The organism is Nitrosomonas sp., from assembly GCF_040240425.1.
In the GTDB taxonomy this organism is placed as follows: Bacteria; Pseudomonadota; Gammaproteobacteria; order Burkholderiales; family Nitrosomonadaceae; genus Nitrosomonas.
In genome coordinates this window covers 1-16,632 of sequence record NZ_QPHG01000016.1, presented here as the reverse complement: position 1 = coordinate 16,632, position 16,632 = coordinate 1, and the positions used below count along the sequence as shown (strand labels likewise).

The window sequence follows — 16,632 nt, the reverse complement described above, 5'->3', positions numbered from 1 at the left end:
GCAGGCACACTAAGTTTAATGTGCCTGCTCCCAATTATCTCCAACACCGACTTCAATCAGCAGCGGAACATCCAGCTGCAACACATTGCCCATACACTCCGGTAAGGTGTCTTTGACTAACACCACCTCATCATCCGGCACTTCCAGAACCAATTCATCGTGCACTTGCATGATCAATTTGCTGTTTAACCTTTCCTGATGCAGCCAGTTACGCACTGCGATCATCGCCAGTTTGATGATATCGGCAGCAGTTCCTTGCATCGGCGCATTAATAGCGGCCCGTTCCGCGCCTTGGCGGCGGTTTCCATTGGCGTTATTGATTTCCGGCAACCATAAGCGGCGCCCCAGTACGGTTTCAACATACCCCAATTGCCTGGCTTTTTCGCGGGTTTGCCGCATATACGTGTCCACCCCCGGATACCGGGCAAAATACCGTTCCATATACGCGCGCGCGGCACTGCGTTCGATGCCGAGTTGAGACGCCAGACCGAACTCCGACATGCCATAAATCAAACCGAAATTAATCACCTTGGCGTAACGGCGCTGCTCCTGATCGACTTGGTCCAGCGGAATCCCTAAAATTTCCGCAGCTGTTGCGCGATGGATATCCTCCCCGGCGGCGAACGCTTTGAGCAATCCTTCATCCTGGGAAATATGCGCCATGATGCGTAACTCGATTTGCGAATAATCCGCCGACACAATTTTGTGACCTGGCGGCGCTATGAATGCCTCGCGGATTCTACGGCCTTCACTGGTGCGCACCGGAATATTCTGCAAATTCGGATCCGAGCTGGCCAGACGACCGGTCACCGCAACCGCCTGCGCATAATTGGTATGCACCCGGCCAGTATTGCGATCCATCATCAATGGCAGTTTGTCGGTGTAAGTCGACTTCAGTTTGGCCAAGCCACGATAATCGAGCAACAGTTTGGGTAATGGATAATCCAGTGCCAATTGTTGCAACACATCCTCGTCGGTGGAAGGCACGCCGGTGGGTGTTTTTTTGATAACCGGCAGTTTGAGTTGAGTGAACAAAATTTCCTGAATCTGCTTCGGTGAATTCAGATTAAAGGGTTGTCCCGCAAGCGTATGCGCTTGTTGTTCCAGCGTTTGCAATTTTTCGCCTAGTTCGTGGCTCTGTCTTTGCAGCAGCTTATAATCCAGCAGCACACCGTTGCGTTCAATTTCAAACAGCACGTCCAGAACCGGCATCTCTATTTCACGATAAATGTAATTCAGCCGTTCTTCCTTCTGAATGCCGGGATATAGCGCTTGGTGCAAGCGCAGTGTGATATCCGCGTCTTCCGCGGCATACTGTGTAGCGACATCAAGCGCTACTTCGTCAAACCCCATGCGATTCACGCCTTTGCCGGTCACATCGTCATAACTGATAGTTTTCACATCCAAATGACGTAACGCTAGACTATCCATATTATGCGGCCGGTGCGACTCGAATACGTACGATTGCAGCAACGTATCATGCGTAATACCGTTCAATTGAATACCATGATTGGCAAACACATGCTTATCGTATTTCAAATTTTGCCCCAGCTTGGGTTTTGCCGCATTCTCCAACCACGGCTTTAATTTATTTAACACCGTTTCAAGTGCAAGCTGTTGCGGTACACCGGCGTAGTTATGCATTAGCGGAACATACGCCGCATGATGACTTTCAATACAAAACGAAATCCCCACCAATTTCGCCTGCATCGGATTGAGGCTGGTCGTTTCGCTATCCACTGACACCAAGGGCGCTGTATCCAGCCGGGTCAGCCATTCATCCAACTCACTTTCGGTCAGAATCATTTGGTACATAACGGGGCAATCCAGTGCGGCAGGAGAGCTTCTATCGCTCATCGCGTTACCTGGCGTTTCATCGGTAACGATCGATCCGGATTGGCTCTCAATCATCTGCTGGCGCAGTTCTCGCAAAGATGATTTCATGTCGAGCTGCTCATACAGCTGAACCAATCGCCCGGTATCCTGCGGCTGCGGCGCAAGATCGGTAATTTTGACCGGCAAATCGACATCGCATTTAATCGTGATTAACTGACGCGAGGTATCGAACCAAGCCAGCGCCTGGCGTAAATTGTCACCGACCGCGCCTTTGATCTCACCGGCATGCGCTATGAGATTTTCGATCGATCCGTACTGCGCGAGCCATTTGACCGCCGTCTTGGGGCCCACTTTTTGCACACCGGGAACATTATCGGAGGTATCACCAACCAGCATCAAATAATCCAACATACGATCCGGCGGCACACCAAATTTAACCTGCACGTTCGCTTCGTCGAGTATTTCATTGCTCATGGTGTTCACCAACGTCACCTGCGCATTCACCAGTTGCGCGATATCCTTATCGCCGGTCGAGATGATGCAACGCATACCGGCAGCGGCGGCTTGTTTGGCCAACGTGCCGATGACATCGTCGGCTTCCACGCCATCAACAATCAGCATCGGCCATCCCATCGCACGAATGCAAGCATGCAAGGGTTCGATCTGCACCGCCAGATCGGGAGGCATCGGCGGCCGGTGCGCTTTATAGTCGGGATACAACTCGTCGCGGAAAGTTTTACCTTTTGCATCAAACACGCACGCGCTATAATCGGCGTGGTAATCCTTGTGCAAGCGCCGCAGCATATTGAGCACGCCATGAATTGCGCCGGTCGGTTCATTGTTATGATTACGTAAGTCTGGCAATGCATGAAAAGCGCGATACAAATACGATGAACCGTCAACCAGCAACAATGTTTTCATTGATAAGATTTTCCTATGAGCCTATACGATAAACCGGCCACGCATTTGTCTGTGGATAAACCCTGGTCAGCAAAAGAATCATGGCGCTTGTTCGGCATTATGGCAGAGTTTGTCGAAGGAACAGAACGTCTTGACACCATTCAGCCCGCTGTGAGCATTTTCGGCAGCGCACGCACTGACCCCAATAATCCGCACTATAAGTTAGCCGAGCAGATTGCCAAGCAACTTTCCGATGCCGGTTTTGCGGTCATTTCCGGCGGCGGTCCGGGTATCATGGAAGCCGCAAATAAAGGCGCTTATTACGGCAAATCGCCCAGCATCGGATTGAATATTCAGCTGCCACACGAACAGCATCGCAATGCTTATCAGGATATCAGCCAGACTTTCCGGCATTTTTTCGCGCGCAAATATATGTTTGTCAAATTCGCCACGGCTTATGTTGTGCTGCCCGGCGGTTTCGGCACCCTGGATGAATTGATGGAAGCGCTAACATTGGTACAAACCGGCAAAACCCGCAAGATGCCGATCATTTTGGTGTATTCCCAATTCTGGCGCGGTTTGCTGGATTGGTTTCAGAACACTTTGATCACCGAAGGTTTTATATCGGCTGAAGACATGAATCTGATTCAGGTCATTGATGAGCCGGATCAAATCGTCAATGCCATTTTTAAATATTATGAAAGCAGCGGATTTGAACCGACCGCCGCCGAGCGAGAAATTCAACTCAATCTTTAACTGTCAGCGATGATTTTAGGTAGAATACCCGTTAATCTCGACCCGCCGGTAACCAACATGATGTACCTGTATCCACTTATTTTTATCTTGGTGATCATTTCTGCACCGCTTGCCACGGCGCAATCCGATCAGCCGAAGCAAGCTAAAAAGCTTTCGCACCCGGATAACCTCATTCCATTGCCGGAGCCTCCCGAGTTACCTAAAGAATTGGCGGATCCTCCACCACTTCCACCCGATATTCAGCCGGATCCCGAACTGGAAACGCAAGTCACCATCATCAAGCGTGGCGAAGACACCATTGAAGAGCATCGCGTCAACGGCGAATTGATGATGATCAAGGTGATTCCGCGCATCGGTCCGCCGTATTATCTGAAAAAAAACATCAGCCGAGGCCATACGCACGCAGGTGATGCCGGTATTGATGTCAGCCCGCCGATGTGGCAATTCTTGAAATTTTAACCCCGATAAAAAGCGAAAGCATGTAATCCAATGAAACCTTTCTGTTTCCACTTTTCCGCTTTTTTAGTCTGTTAGCCCATGTCAGTTTTTACACCTGTTTCCGATAGCCAGCTCACGGTCTGGTTACAAAATTATGCGTTGGGTCAGTTGGTCCAATTGCAAGGTATTTCGTCGGGCATCGAAAATACCAATTATTTCGTCACGACCACGCAAGGCAAATTTGTATTGACGTTGTTCGAGAAACTGACGCGCGACGAACTGCCATATTATCTGAATCTGATGGCGCATTTATCCCGGCATGGCATTCCCTGCCCCGCGCCGGTCGCGATGCTGGATCATCAATTGCTGGGCGAGCTCAACGGCAAACCGGCGACGATCGTAACCTGCCTGCCGGGACAGTCCGTTATACATCCCGTTGCGGAACACTGCGCGGAAGTTGGCCGGATGCTGGCTCAAATGCATGTGGCGGGCAGCTCGTATCCGGAACGCATGAATAATCCGCGCGGACTCCCTTGGTGGCAAGCCAGAGCGCCTGAGATTGCACCTTTTCTTTCCGCTGACGAGCAATCCCTGCTTGCGGCAGAATTGAATTTTCAACAATCGCAGCAAACCGGCGCACTACCGGGCGGCGTTATTCACGCCGACTTGTTCCGCGACAATATTCTGTTTACCGGACATACCATCGGCGGCGTCATCGATTTTTATTTCGCCTGCAACGATGCATTCTTGTATGATCTGGCCATTACGGTCAACGACTGGTGCATGACTGAGAACAAAGTCTTGGATGAATCATGCACGCTAGCGCTGATTAAAGCCTATCATGATGAACGTCCGCTCAACGCGGCCGAACACGATGTCTGGCCAGCCATGCTGCGTGCCGGCGCACTGCGTTTCTGGGTATCCCGTTTGTACGACTATCATTTACCGCGCCCGGGGGAATTGACACACGCCAAAGATCCGGCGCATTTCCGGGATATATTAAAAAATCATGCACGCGATTCAGTAAAACTACAACAGCTCTGGATATAACGCTCGATTAAAACCGTTTTTACTGAAATTAACTGGAGAAACATTAATGGAAATTCATCAAGTTCACGCAAAACAAGGATTGCAATGGATTCTAAGCGGTTTCTACATGTTTCGTAGAGCACCGCTGGCTTGGATTTTTGTGTGCTTCACCTTGATGTTGATCGCCATATCGATGTCATTGATCCCATTGCTGGGAAAATTTATTTTCACCCTGGTTTCACCGGTATTTCTGGCGGGGATCATGCTGGGATGCAAGGACATGGAACAAGGCAAGTCACTGGATATGACACACTTATTCGTTGCCTTCAGAACCAATGCCGTGCCGCTCATTACGATCGGCGGAATTTATTTGATCGGACAGATTCTCATCATCGGTCTGGTCATGTTGATTGGCGGTTCCCAAATGACGGACATGATGCTCTATGGCAAGCGGGTCGACGAAAGTGAGCTGATGGGTGTGATGAGCAGTTTCCTGACATCCTCTTTGATTGCACTGACGCTTTCCATTCCATTGATGATGGCTTCCTGGTTCTCACCGTTGCTGGTTGTGTTTGATAACGTACCGCCCATTATCGCCATGCAAAAAAGCTTTTTTGCCTGCCTGAGAAACTTCATTCCATTTCAGTTGTATGGCGTCACGCTCATCGTGTTGACTATCATCAGTGTAATGCCATATGGTGCCGGTCTGATCATCCTGATTCCTACCGTTTTCGCTTCCATTTACGTCAGCTACAAAGATATTTTCCTCAATGAACCCATTCGCTTTAAAAACAACCCATCCGAAGCGGATTTACAAAAAGCCAATTGGGGTGATGCCGATCAGCAACCGGAACAACATGAGCCTGAAGCCAAGCAGGAAACGACTACAACCGGAAATAAACCTCAGGATAAGGACCAAAACGACCGCTGAGCACACGCATACAGCGCGCTAAAGCGCGGTCAATTTGGCATATTCGAGCAACAGCCATTTCGCACCGGCATGATCGAAATTAACCTGAACGCGTGCATCGCTGCCGCTGCCTTCGTAGTTGATGATAACGCCGTCGCCGAACTTGGCATGTGAGACATTTTGTCCGATGCGCCACTCTCCACCGGAAGATTTTGGCTGACCATAAGCGGTTTTTGAAAAACCTGCTGTGGTTTGACCACCGCTATTGGAAGCGTAGGCGCTTTGATTCATTCGCGGTGCTGATTGCAGCCATTTCAAGCAGTTTTGCGGGATTTCATCGAGAAAACGCGACGCGATGTGATAACGGGTTTGACCATGTAACATGCGGCTTTGCGCAAAACTGATATACAACCGGCGGCGCGCGCGCGTCATGGCCACATACATCAGCCGCCGCTCTTCAGCAATGCCGTTGATTTCATTCAGACTGTTTTCATGTGGAAACAACCCTTCTTCCAGACCGCTTAGAAAAACACTGTGAAATTCCAGTCCCTTGGCAGCATGCACTGTCATCAATTGCAGTGCGTCCTGGCCGCTGCCCGCTTGGTGCTCACCGGCTTCCAGCGAAGCGTGCGCAAGAAATTCCGCCAAGCTGTCATTTTCCGCTTCATGCACAAAACTGGTTGCAGCATTAATCAATTCGTTCAAATTCTCCAGTCTTTCCGCACCCTCACGCTCTTTACTGTAATGAGCCAACAACGTGCTATGCGTTAGCATGTATTCCACAATCTGCGGCAATGGCAGATCATGGCAATACTGCCGTATGGTCAGGATTAGGTGCACAAACCCGGCAATGCCTTTTAACGATTCCGGTGATTTTTGCAACAAGCTATCTTCTCCGCCGCATTTCTGCACCGCAGCCGCCCACAAGCTGCCGCCCAGCGTCTTGGCATCGTCCTGTAATTGCTCCAAACCGCGAGCACCGATGCCACGTGCTGGAAAATTAATCACTCGCAATAACGCGCTGTCATCGTCGGGGTTGGCAATCAAGCGCAAATAAGCCAATGCATGTTTGATTTCCTGCCGATCGAAAAACCGCATACCGCCGTACACTCGGTAAGGTATCGCGGCATTGAATAAACTGTGCTCAAGCACCCTGGACTGGGCATTGGAGCGATACAGCAATGCCATTTCCGACAACGCTACACCCTCCGCGTGCAATGCTTTGACTTCTCCTACGATAAACGCCGCTTCGTCGAAATCATTCGGGGCGTTATAAACCCGCAATAGCTCGCCCTTTCCTTCCGCCGTCCAGAGATTTTTCCCCAATCGCTCGCTATTGTTTTCGATCAAAGCATTCGCTGCATCCAAAATATGGCCGTGCGAACGATAGTTCTGTTCTAGCTTGATCACCCGGGTAATGCCGAAATCATGTTCGAAGTCGCGCATGTTACCGCTATAAGCGCCGCGAAACGCGTAAATACTCTGGTCATCATCGCCGACGGCAAAAACCGCAGCGGCATTCTTAGTTCCTGTACCCGCGAGTAATTTGAGCCATTTGTATTGCAGCGGGTTGGTGTCTTGGAATTCATCTACCAGAATATGCTGGAAACGCTCGCGGTAATGCTGGCACAGGACTTCATTGCGGCTTAGCAATTCATAACTGCGCAACAGCAATTCGGCAAAATCCACCGCACCTTCCTTCTGGCATTGCTGCTCGTACGTTTGATAAAACTCCAGCATGCGGCGCGAATAAGCATCTTCGACCGTCACATACGCCGCACGCAATCCGGCTTCCTTGGCATTATTGATGAACCATTGCACCTGGCGAGGCGGGAATTTCTTTTCGTCAGCCGACAAATCTTTCAGAATGCGCTTGATCAAAGCCAGTTGGTCGGCGGAATCGAGAATCTGAAACGCTTGCGGCAAACCGGCATCCTGATAATGCGTCCGCAACATGCGATGGCACAAACCATGAAACGTGCCGACCCACATACCGCGCGGATTCACCGGCAGCATTGCGGTAATACGCGTCAACATTTCCTTAGCCGCCTTATTGGTGAACGTCACGGCCAGGATGCCATGCGGATTCGCTTGCCCCGATTGGATCAAATAAGCAATGCGCGTTGTCAGTACACGGGTTTTGCCGCTACCGGCACCAGCCAGCACCAGTACTGATTGATGCGGTAAAGTGATCGCTTCGAGTTGCTGCGGATTGAGGTTGGATAATAAAGAAGTCATGTAGCCGATATAGCCAGCAACAAACTGACTAGACTTGGAACTAAGGGTATCGAGTGCATTTTCAACGCACTGATTAATCCGGAATACGATAAATCAGAGCTTGCACTTGATATCGTGATTCACGAATTAACCGGCCGTTGGTTAGAAACTACTATGCCCTGCTTTTGGCAACGATATCCAAAATCAGCGGTGTCAGTATCAGTTCAATCGCCATACCCATTTTGCCGCCGGGAACAACGATGGTGTTAGGACGGGACATGAACGAATCATGGATCATTCTCAGCAGGAATGGAAAATCCGTCGTTTCAGGATGTCTAAAACGAATCACGACCATACTTTCGTCCAATGTCGGAATTTCCCGGGCGATGAACGGATTGGAAGTATCGACCGTCGGCACGCGCTGGAAATTGATATGCGTACGCGAGAATTGCGGCGTGATGTAATGCACATAGTCATGCATGCGGCGCAATATGGTGTGTGTGACAGCTTCAGCCGAATAACCGCGTGCACTGGTGTCGCGATAGATTTTTTGAATCCACTCCAGGTTGACGATAGGCACTACACCGACTAATAAATCCACATATTTGGCAGCATCGGCGGTATCGCTCTTGGCGCCGCCATGTAGCCCTTCGTAAAACAGCAGATCGGATCCAGCTGGAATCTGCGACCAAGGTGTGAATGTTCCCGGTTTTTGATTCCAAGGCGCAGCTTCTTCTTCGTTATGCAGGTACAAACGCTTTTGTCCCGTGCCTTTCTCGCCGTATTCTTTGAACAGTGCTTCCAATTTTTCAAATTCGTTGGCTTCAGGACCGAAGTGGCTGATCGGGCGGTTGCCGTTTTTTTCTGATTCGGCTACGGCTTGCTTCATCGCTTCACGATCGTAGCGATGAAAACTGTCACCCTCGATCACCGCCGCAGTGAGCTTCTCACGGCGGAAAATATGTTCAAAACTGGTTTTAACCGTTGAGGTGCCTGCACCTGATGATCCGGTAACGGCGATAACCGGGTGTTTTTGCGACATTCTTATTTTCTCCTAAAATATATATCACTATTAAAATTTTGCATCCTATATGATACCTTTTTTCTGCTAATCTTTGACAGGGATAATTGCTTTGCATTGAACTTTGTCTGAAAGCATTATACGAATTCACGTAGCGAGAAATACCACTGCTTGACCGCACGCAGCCCCCTAAACCCGCATGCACGATAATGGAGTGAAAGCACCATGAAAGCAATCAAACAACTGATCATACCGCCGATAGCTTCCTGCATTCTGGTAGCTTGTGTCAGTTTACCGTCCGGCCCCAGCGTGATGACCTTGCCGGGCTCCGGTAAAAGCTTCGAGCAGTTCCGCTACGATGACTACGATTGCCGCCGCTATGCCTATGAGCAAGTCGGCGGTATAACACCACGGCAATCGGCGCAAGCGAGTGGTGTGGAAAGTGCAGCGATCGGTGCCGGACTCGGTGCGGCAGCAGGCGCAGCCATCGCGGGTGGTGGAGGCGCCGCAATCGGCGCGGGTACTGGTTTGTTAGCTGGCGGGTTGGCGGGTTCTGGCACGGCCAGCACTTCCGCGTACGTCAATCAGCAGCGCTACGACATGAGCTATATTCAATGCATGTACGCCAAAGGCCATCACGTCCCGGTATCCAGCAGAATTAGCGGTGGCCCGCCCGCACATAGCGGCACGGCACCTTCGCCATCCAATTTTACTCCGCCTCCGCCGCCTCCGGGTAACCCCCCGCCACCGCCACCGCGATAATTTTTCGCTCTGCCTCCTGCACTAATCTCCATAACAGGTATAACATTTCGAGTCACAATACCCGGAGTTTCAGTGTGGAGAGAAAAGCTTGCAGTGAGGTCAGCATAAATCCGTGTTCAAACGGATAGATCATTGCTTATCAAACAACCAATAACTCCGTATCATATTACGTTAGAATATGCATCGAAAACGATCGCTGAACATCGGCAACCAGCGATTCAGGATAGAAACTCGCCATTCGTTTTTTGCCAATTGCATTTGAACTTTAAGATAAGAATATAGGAGTAAAACTGTGCATCCGCTTGTACCTATTATCATGGCACTTGGTGCCATTCTGTTTTTAATTGGAATAATCGTTCAAGCCTGGTTTGGTGTGAAACGGACCAGCGTCATAAAACTGCGTGGGAAGGAATATAAAATCTGGCAGTTTGTAGCAATCACCGTGGGATCGGGTATGGCCCTGTTCATGCTCTCGGTCTTGCTACCCAAATACATGCCATATGAGCCGGAAAAAGGATCTCAGCTGGCGCAACCGGCATTACCCGGCAATCTGAAATATGAATTGGATTCCATCCTAGCCAGTTTGAATATCAAGAACGATATTATGCTGAATGCTATCGACCGGTTCCAAGTAGAGTATCAAGCAGCATCGCAGAAAGGTGACAAAAACACCATGGATTTGCTCGCTCTGGAAATCGCCTACCGAATCAGAACGGAACTGCAAAACTTGGGGCATGCGGAAAGCCGGATCGAACGTGATGTTGAAGGAATTCTGGGCATTTTGAAACAACCTGCCAAACCAGGGGATGGCAAGTAGAAAAATTACCCGGCATTTCGGTAGAATGAAAAATGCAATTAATTACTCGACAGGATTGACAATGAAAAAAACGATTCAAGCATTATTAATCGTCTGCACGATGCTTTTAGCAGCCCCTCAATGGGTATTTGCCGATCAGTATCCGGACAAAGTTGTAGAAAAACTGGGAAATGGTATTGCCAATGCGGTGACCGGGGTTGTTGAAATACCGAAAACAATCACGATTGTGGGCAACCGGGATGGCGTCGTTCACGGCATGACGGTCGGTTTTCTGACCGGTATCGCCAATGCGGTAGGCCGCTCACTGAGCGGAGCATTCGATATTGCAACCTTCCTGGTACCGACAACGCCTTTTGTCAAACCAGCCACCATCTGGGATGATTTCAACCGCGAAACCACTTTTGTCGAAGCGCACATGCGCTAATCGCTTCACTATTTCTGCCACTGGCCGCTCTCAGCAGAAAGTGCAGTGGCAGAAAACAATCGTTAAGAAATAAGTTTTTTAGAAACTATATGGACTTACCAAAATTTGCCGGTGGTGAGTCCGCCTCCAGGCATTCGCTGAATACATAACTGCCTTCCTCTTCGGCGAATCCTTCGCTTTCCACCAGTACGAAACTGACACAATCCTTCTTTTTAAAAGAATAGCGGTATTTATCGGGATGCCCTTTTTCCGGTAAAGCAATCTCGTAGAATAAACCATCCTTGATCCACCAGCGGCCGGATTCGCTAAAACTCTGCGCCGTATCATCCTTTTCCGTGAAACTGAATTCAATGGTATAAGTGCCATCGGCATTTCTCGTTTGCGTCCAGCGTTTTAACGTGCCGCCCTCCTCCAGGTATTCGCCTATCCATACCCCGATCAGCATGACATCAAGCGCAGGACGCTGATTACCGGCTGTGAACGCAGTACAGCCCAGCAAGGCAATCGCCAGAAATGGAAAAACTGACAACTTCATTGATTCTCCTCTCATTACTGTTAATCCGAAGCATGCGCTGTCCCATAGCGGAGCCACACCTCATCGTTGTAAACAGAATTATCGCATTTTTTCATAACAGCATTTTCTTCCTTGCCCTATGACAACCAAAACATCCACACAGACTATTCCGGCGCCAAGTAATTTCCAACCGGCCCGGTAATAGTCCTGCAATAGACACGTCACATCCCGTTCTTATAATCCATCGCGTACTGTAAAGCTATACCCGGTGTGAGCCGGGGACCGGAAAATCCAGGATCTGCAACGCAGATAGCCAGATTGCCTGTACTTATCATTGGATTAAAGAATTTTTTAGCATATTTCGGGAGAATACAATGTACAAACAAAGAATACTCGCTACTGTCGTTTCCGGAGCGCTCATGATGATATCCGGAGTACCGCAAGCTGTTGCCGCCAGCACCGGTTTTGACAGCTTTACTGCTTTACCTGGCAGCGTTCCCGGCGGTTCGTTAGCGGAATCCAGTCCGTTTTTACTCGCTAATCCAAGCTGGAGTCAGACTTCCATTGCCAATCGTGCCAATCAATTAAGCCAAGGCATCGATAATAGCGGCAATTGGGACATGATCACGGCAAACGAATCCGGCGCGGATGCAGGTCGTTATCTGTTCATGCCGTTTGAAACCGGATCCGCTGGCGTACAACGTATCGATTTGTGGAATGCCAATTACAATACCCGTACCGTGACGCTGGTCGCATCTGGCACGCAAAACTTCGTTTCCGGTGATGCTTCCCTTTGGACCCCCTGGGGTGGCTACTTGACCGCCGAGGAATCATGGGGCGCCGGTAGCACCAAAGGACGTCTGTTTGAATTGACCAACCCAGTCACCGCAACCGGCACAGGCGATTCCCATTTCGTGCAACGCTCCGTCATTCCACACGTATCACACGAAGGTCTGGCATTTGACAAAGACAATAATTTTTACTTTATCGATGAAGTCAACGGTGGCGGCATCTACAAATTTGTTTCAGTCAGCCCGAATGCAACCAACGGCGATGACTATTTTGCTGCTGGCCAAACTTTCGTAATGCAAGTTAACGGTGGCGGCAATGCCAATGCGACCGGCGCCATCACTTGGGCGCCGATCACGGATGCCAATGGCGGCGCACTGCCTGGAGTCTCAATACTCAATGCCGATGGCACCATCGATGGCCGTTTATCCGCCAACAATGCGCTTTCAACCGATTATCAACGCCCGGAAGATCTGGAAATCAAAACATTGGCGAACGGCGATCAGATCCTCTACGTGGCTACTACCACGACGGATGAAGTGTATTCCTTCAATCTCGCCAGCAATAACGCCAGTCTGTTTGTCAATACTTCCACGCTTGACCAAGCCACCGGTTTGGGTGTCGGCAGCGTATTCAAGAATCCGGATAATTTGGCTATCGATGCCAAAGGCAATATCTATATCGTTGAAGACCAACCGGGCGGCTCCGCCGATATCTGGTTTGCTCAAGATGCGAATAACGACGGTATTGCCGAATCGGTTGGCCGTTGGGCTTCCCTGTCAACTTTGGGTGCAGAACCGACCGGGCTTTATTTTGATAAATTTAACCCGAACATCGCTTATGTGAATGTGCAACATCCGTTCAGCGGCGATGACCGTACCGTGATGATTGCGGTGCCGGAACCCGAATCCTATGCGATGCTGATGGTCGGACTTGGTTTGGTAGGTGCTACTGTGTATCGCAGAAAACGTCCCTCACAAAGCAATTCGTAATTGATCATTCTGCGGAATTCGAAGTCAGCGGTATAACCGTGACTTGAGACTTTGCGATAAGCAGATCACCCCGGATAAGCCTGGGGTGATCTTTCTTATCGAATAGCTTGCTAAAGTAACGTAAAACCAATTTCCGTATTCACATTATCCTTCACGGCACTCAATGCCGAATTGATGGCTGCTTCGGCAGACAGAACACCTAATCCTTCTATGGTCATCAGTACCATGCGCGTCGCATTCTTTTGCATTTCCAGATGTAACTCGGCCTGCTCCTTATTGATTTTCCCAGTGGCTTTCAGCGTTGCGATCATCACCAATGTCTGTGCGAGTTTTTTCGCTTCGGCTTCACCATAATCTTTGACATCGGGCCATTTTTCCGTGAGGCTACCATTCAACGCAGCGAGTATGTCTTTTCCCAATTTAACCGCATCCAGGCTCATCATATTCTCCTCAGATAGATATCAATCGTTGCGCAACAATCACTCGCCACGCCGCTTCGCAAGCTCGAGCTTTAGAATTGCCGTAAAGCTGGTATTGAAATGCGTACGCACGAGCGTGATTTGATCCTTGGATAAGCATGCGATCTTATGTAGCTTTTCGAGATTATCCAACTGACTGGCCAGCAATTGCGACTCTTGTGTGGTGATGTCATTTTTCGGAATCGCCGCAGCACGGACGGTAATCACGTTAATATCCACCTTGGCTTCATCGTAAAATTGCTTATGATTTTCATATGTGCACTCGGGCAAACCTTCTACCGATTCAAGCGTCACCAGATGTGCTTCCGTTTTGCGCTGTAAATCAGTCACCGCCCTATCGGTCGTCTCGTCATAACCGCTGATCCGTTTTACCGCACAACTGGATAACGCCAGCATCACCGCGAGACAAACAGAAACTAAAAATACGCCGAATCCCGGTATTCTTCGATCAATGTTCATCATTTGTCATCTCCTGATGGATATAACCCGGTTAATAGATGGATAAATTAACTTCCCGGCTAATCTAACATCACTACCATAGTGCCTAAGTATGCGTTGCTTGACAAGACAAACCACGGTTGCCGTCAAATCTGCAACGGACCGGCGCCCGGTTTGCAATTTTCATGACTTATTCAGCGGTGACCACGGATAATTTTCCAAATGCTCCTTTAACTCTTCCGCACGGTAGCGATTGACCCGCAAAGCAGCCAAAACGATCACCATGACGATCGGCAGAGTAAAAATCAATATGCCGGTCAGCGCGATCAGATATTCGCCGATCCACAGTGTGACTATCCAGTTAAAGACCAGTACCGAAAGATATAAAACCGGCCCCAATAAAGAGCGGAACGGCATGGCAAAAATCCCGCGCGGTGTTTTCCCGTCCCGCTTGCGGTCAATTTGCTGCAAAGCGGCTACCAATAGAAAACTGGTCAGCAACCAGCCGAGGTAATTTGAAATCGGCACGCCAAAATGCAATCCTGCTTCGTAGTAACCGTAAATCTGCCCGAGAAACCAGCGGTTTCCCTGCAGTGCCACCGGGTCGATGATGATATCCAGGAATGTTTGCAAAAAAGCACCCAATACCAGCGCTGCCCATGAATGCCGGATGGCACGCGTCTCCAACGTGATCAGATCAGCACCTTTGGTTGCCAGCGGTGACAAAATAAACAATGCCGTCGTGTAGCTGCAATAAGTCAGGAAAACGTAAGAGAGCGAATCGAAGAAAGGCACTCCCCAAACCCACAACTCCTGATGGCTGGTGTCGTCGATGTAATAGTACCAGCCGTAAGGAAATCCGGTGGTAATCGAGAGTTTCTCGGAGGTAAAAGCGATCAAGTATCCGGCCAGTGTGAAAATCAACGTCTTGCGCCAGCCCAAATGCGGCACACAGGCCAGCAAAAATGCCGCAAAAAAAGTAAATACATAGGGACGCATGACAATGGTGTCAATTGCGGCATCAAACATGAATAACTCCTAGGCCGATGAACTGTTCAGTCCTCTCGATTTGAGCGGATAATCGCTAGTTCCGGCAATTATCCGCAGCATTGGATTGCGATTCCCAGCGTCTTCACAACCTGCTGGGTTTTATTGTCTGGCTGATTTTGCTATGAAGGATAGCAATAAGCTTAATCTGACAGATGAACAACTAAATAAAGAAGCAAAACAAGGCAACGCATATTCTGCGTTGCTGGATACGTATTCGCGAAATCTTCTACTTTTGCCGTACAGTCCGTACCTTTGCTCCGGGCACACCAGTGCTCAATCTGCGGCTTTCGCCATGTCGATGGCGCGCATCACCATGTCACGCGCTTCGGCGGAATCACCCCAGCGGCCGACGCGCACCCATTTTTCCGGCTCAAGATCCTTGTAATGCGTAAAGAAATGCTCAATCTGCTGAAACACAATATCGGGCAAATCGTCGCGTTCGCGCACATGGGCGTAATACGGGAAAGTTTTATTATCCGGCACACAGATCAGTTTTTCATCACCGCCATGCTCATCCTCGAGATGCAGTAGCGCAATTGGTCGGGCGCGCACGACGCAACCGGCGAGAAATGGCGAACGGGCAATCACCAGTGCATCGAGCGGATCGCCATCATCGCACAAGGTGTGTGGAACAAAACCGTAATTGGCCGGATACCGCATGGGTGTATGCAGGATTCGATCCACAAATAATGCACCGGATTTTTTATCAAACTCATATTTGACAGGTTCACCACCGGTCGGTACTTCGACGATGACGTTGACATCGTTAGGCACATTTCCGCCTACAGGAATAGCATTGATATCCATGGAATTTGCCTTTTTGCTAGGTTTGAAGTGAATGACAGAAGTTGTCATTCATTGGGTTTGAGTGTACTGAGGAGTGGAAAGGCTGTCAAACCAGCATTGAAAAAACCGTTCATTGCGGCCCATGCGCAAATCCAGGCACTTAGGAATTACACAATGTTCAATCATCGCCGGTTGCAGCATCGGATGGGCTAAGTTTCCGGGATATTTGGCGTCGACCGGTATGAGTTCAATTCCGGCTAAAAAAACACTCCGTTTCAATGAAAATTTAAAAAGGAAATGGTCCCCCGGTTTGCTGATCCATTCCGGATAGCACTTTTACACATGTTCGTACTACGCTGTTTTCTTAAGGAACCGCTGAACAAATCCCGAGGTTTGTTGAGATAATAGATTTATTAACGACCTTCTAAATACGCCATGCCACACCAAACGAGTTTTGCCGATCTTGATTACAGT

Annotated in this window: 16 protein-coding genes; 8 read left to right on the top strand and 8 right to left on the bottom strand. The window is 49.4% G+C overall.

Translation table 11 applies throughout. The features are described 5' to 3' along the window. Nucleotides 1–15: 15 nt before the first annotated feature. Nucleotides 16–2,757: a DNA polymerase I gene (gene polA, locus DU481_RS07880; RefSeq protein ID WP_350133630.1), complete on the bottom strand. Its 2,742-nt coding sequence runs from the start codon at nucleotides 2,755–2,757 to the stop codon at nucleotides 16–18. Nucleotides 2,758–2,772: 15 nt separating this feature from the next. On the opposite strand from polA, the gene DU481_RS07875 reads away from it, so the two are divergent. The 4 genes from DU481_RS07875 to DU481_RS07860 all read left to right on the top strand — a co-directional run bounded on the left by DU481_RS07875 (nucleotide 2,773) and on the right by DU481_RS07860 (nucleotide 5,890). Beyond that, entirely contained in the window at nucleotides 2,773–3,492 is a 720-nt protein-coding gene (locus tag DU481_RS07875; RefSeq protein WP_317530950.1) for an LOG family protein, read from the top strand. Nucleotides 3,493–3,501: 9 nt separating this feature from the next. After that, nucleotides 3,502–3,951 carry a DUF2782 domain-containing protein gene (locus DU481_RS07870; RefSeq protein WP_350133629.1) on the top strand — a complete coding sequence of 150 codons (450 nt, stop codon included), beginning with the start codon at nucleotides 3,502–3,504 and terminating at the stop codon, nucleotides 3,949–3,951. A 78-nt stretch (nucleotides 3,952–4,029) separates the two neighbouring features. Beyond that, on the top strand, nucleotides 4,030–4,980 hold the full coding sequence (locus DU481_RS07865) for a homoserine kinase (protein WP_350133628.1): 951 nt from the start codon (nucleotides 4,030–4,032) through the stop codon (nucleotides 4,978–4,980). Between the two features lie 46 nt (nucleotides 4,981–5,026). Next, nucleotides 5,027–5,890 (top strand): BPSS1780 family membrane protein, encoded by an 864-nt coding sequence (locus tag DU481_RS07860; protein WP_350133627.1) that lies wholly within the window; start codon nucleotides 5,027–5,029, stop codon nucleotides 5,888–5,890. Between the two features lie 18 nt (nucleotides 5,891–5,908). Here the strand turns inward: DU481_RS07860 and DU481_RS07855 are convergent, their stop codons facing one another. Together DU481_RS07855 and DU481_RS07850 are read right to left on the bottom strand one after the other, a co-directional pair. Next, complete coding sequence (locus DU481_RS07855) at nucleotides 5,909–8,107, bottom strand: UvrD-helicase domain-containing protein (RefSeq protein ID WP_350133626.1); 2,199 nt, start codon at nucleotides 8,105–8,107, stop codon at nucleotides 5,909–5,911. A 151-nt stretch (nucleotides 8,108–8,258) separates the two neighbouring features. After that, entirely contained in the window at nucleotides 8,259–9,128 is an 870-nt protein-coding gene (locus DU481_RS07850) for a phosphoribulokinase (RefSeq protein WP_090316027.1), read from the bottom strand. A 204-nt stretch (nucleotides 9,129–9,332) separates the two neighbouring features. Here DU481_RS07850 and DU481_RS07845 point away from each other — a divergent pair, with 204 nt between their 5' ends. The 3 genes from DU481_RS07845 (at nucleotide 9,333) to DU481_RS07835 (ending at nucleotide 11,110) form a co-directional block, all read left to right on the top strand. Then, on the top strand, nucleotides 9,333–9,869 hold the full coding sequence (locus DU481_RS07845) for a hypothetical protein (RefSeq protein WP_350133625.1): 537 nt from the start codon (nucleotides 9,333–9,335) through the stop codon (nucleotides 9,867–9,869). A gap of 292 nt (nucleotides 9,870–10,161) precedes the next feature. After that, nucleotides 10,162–10,686 (top strand): hypothetical protein, encoded by a 525-nt coding sequence (locus tag DU481_RS07840; protein WP_350133624.1) that lies wholly within the window; start codon nucleotides 10,162–10,164, stop codon nucleotides 10,684–10,686. A 61-nt stretch (nucleotides 10,687–10,747) separates the two neighbouring features. Then, nucleotides 10,748–11,110 (top strand): exosortase system-associated protein, TIGR04073 family, encoded by a 363-nt coding sequence (locus DU481_RS07835; RefSeq protein ID WP_121164020.1) that lies wholly within the window; start codon nucleotides 10,748–10,750, stop codon nucleotides 11,108–11,110. 85 nt (nucleotides 11,111–11,195) lie between these two features. On the opposite strand, the gene DU481_RS07830 is transcribed toward DU481_RS07835, so the two are convergent. Then, a complete protein-coding gene (locus DU481_RS07830) occupies nucleotides 11,196–11,645 on the bottom strand; it encodes a hypothetical protein (RefSeq protein WP_350133623.1) in 450 nt (149 codons plus the stop codon). Nucleotides 11,646–11,998: 353 nt separating this feature from the next. On the opposite strand from DU481_RS07830, the gene DU481_RS07825 reads away from it, so the two are divergent. Beyond that, the gene (locus DU481_RS07825; protein WP_350133622.1) at nucleotides 11,999–13,405 is read left to right on the top strand and encodes an alkaline phosphatase PhoX; all 1,407 of its coding nucleotides are present in this window, start codon (nucleotides 11,999–12,001) and stop codon (nucleotides 13,403–13,405) included. Nucleotides 13,406–13,515: 110 nt separating this feature from the next. Here the strand turns inward: DU481_RS07825 and DU481_RS07820 are convergent, their stop codons facing one another. The 4 genes from DU481_RS07820 to ppa form a co-directional block, all read right to left on the bottom strand. Next, nucleotides 13,516–13,848 (bottom strand): hypothetical protein, encoded by a 333-nt coding sequence (locus DU481_RS07820; RefSeq protein WP_292666746.1) that lies wholly within the window; start codon nucleotides 13,846–13,848, stop codon nucleotides 13,516–13,518. 36 nt (nucleotides 13,849–13,884) lie between these two features. Beyond that, nucleotides 13,885–14,346, bottom strand: a complete 462-nt coding sequence (locus DU481_RS07815; protein ID WP_090316054.1) for a hypothetical protein — start codon at nucleotides 14,344–14,346, stop codon at nucleotides 13,885–13,887. A 159-nt stretch (nucleotides 14,347–14,505) separates the two neighbouring features. Next, nucleotides 14,506–15,351: a carotenoid biosynthesis protein gene (locus tag DU481_RS07810; protein WP_350133621.1), complete on the bottom strand. Its 846-nt coding sequence runs from the start codon at nucleotides 15,349–15,351 to the stop codon at nucleotides 14,506–14,508. A gap of 294 nt (nucleotides 15,352–15,645) precedes the next feature. Beyond that, nucleotides 15,646–16,179, bottom strand: coding sequence for an inorganic diphosphatase (gene ppa / locus DU481_RS07805; protein ID WP_350133620.1), 534 nt, complete (start codon nucleotides 16,177–16,179; stop codon nucleotides 15,646–15,648). Nucleotides 16,180–16,632: the final 453 nt, after the last annotated feature.

Excerpts from the sequence above, each read along its gene's own strand:
- polA (WP_350133630.1), bottom strand. The coding sequence starts at position 2,757 with ATGAAAACATTGTTGCTGGTTGACGGTTCATCGTATTTGTATCGCGCT.
- DU481_RS07875 (WP_317530950.1), top strand. The coding sequence starts at position 2,773 with ATGAGCCTATACGATAAACCGGCCACGCATTTGTCTGTGGATAAACCC.
- DU481_RS07870 (WP_350133629.1), top strand. The coding sequence starts at position 3,502 with ATGATTTTAGGTAGAATACCCGTTAATCTCGACCCGCCGGTAACCAAC.
- DU481_RS07865 (WP_350133628.1), top strand. The coding sequence starts at position 4,030 with ATGTCAGTTTTTACACCTGTTTCCGATAGCCAGCTCACGGTCTGGTTA.
- DU481_RS07860 (WP_350133627.1), top strand. The coding sequence starts at position 5,027 with ATGGAAATTCATCAAGTTCACGCAAAACAAGGATTGCAATGGATTCTA.
- DU481_RS07855 (WP_350133626.1), bottom strand. The coding sequence starts at position 8,107 with ATGACTTCTTTATTATCCAACCTCAATCCGCAGCAACTCGAAGCGATC.
- DU481_RS07850 (WP_090316027.1), bottom strand. The coding sequence starts at position 9,128 with ATGTCGCAAAAACACCCGGTTATCGCCGTTACCGGATCATCAGGTGCA.
- DU481_RS07845 (WP_350133625.1), top strand. The coding sequence starts at position 9,333 with ATGAAAGCAATCAAACAACTGATCATACCGCCGATAGCTTCCTGCATT.
- DU481_RS07835 (WP_121164020.1), top strand. The coding sequence starts at position 10,748 with ATGAAAAAAACGATTCAAGCATTATTAATCGTCTGCACGATGCTTTTA.
- DU481_RS07830 (WP_350133623.1), bottom strand. The coding sequence starts at position 11,645 with ATGAAGTTGTCAGTTTTTCCATTTCTGGCGATTGCCTTGCTGGGCTGT.
- DU481_RS07825 (WP_350133622.1), top strand. The coding sequence starts at position 11,999 with ATGTACAAACAAAGAATACTCGCTACTGTCGTTTCCGGAGCGCTCATG.
- DU481_RS07820 (WP_292666746.1), bottom strand. The coding sequence starts at position 13,848 with ATGATGAGCCTGGATGCGGTTAAATTGGGAAAAGACATACTCGCTGCG.
- DU481_RS07815 (WP_090316054.1), bottom strand. The coding sequence starts at position 14,346 with ATGATGAACATTGATCGAAGAATACCGGGATTCGGCGTATTTTTAGTT.
- DU481_RS07810 (WP_350133621.1), bottom strand. The coding sequence starts at position 15,351 with ATGTTTGATGCCGCAATTGACACCATTGTCATGCGTCCCTATGTATTT.
- ppa (WP_350133620.1), bottom strand. The coding sequence starts at position 16,179 with ATGGATATCAATGCTATTCCTGTAGGCGGAAATGTGCCTAACGATGTC.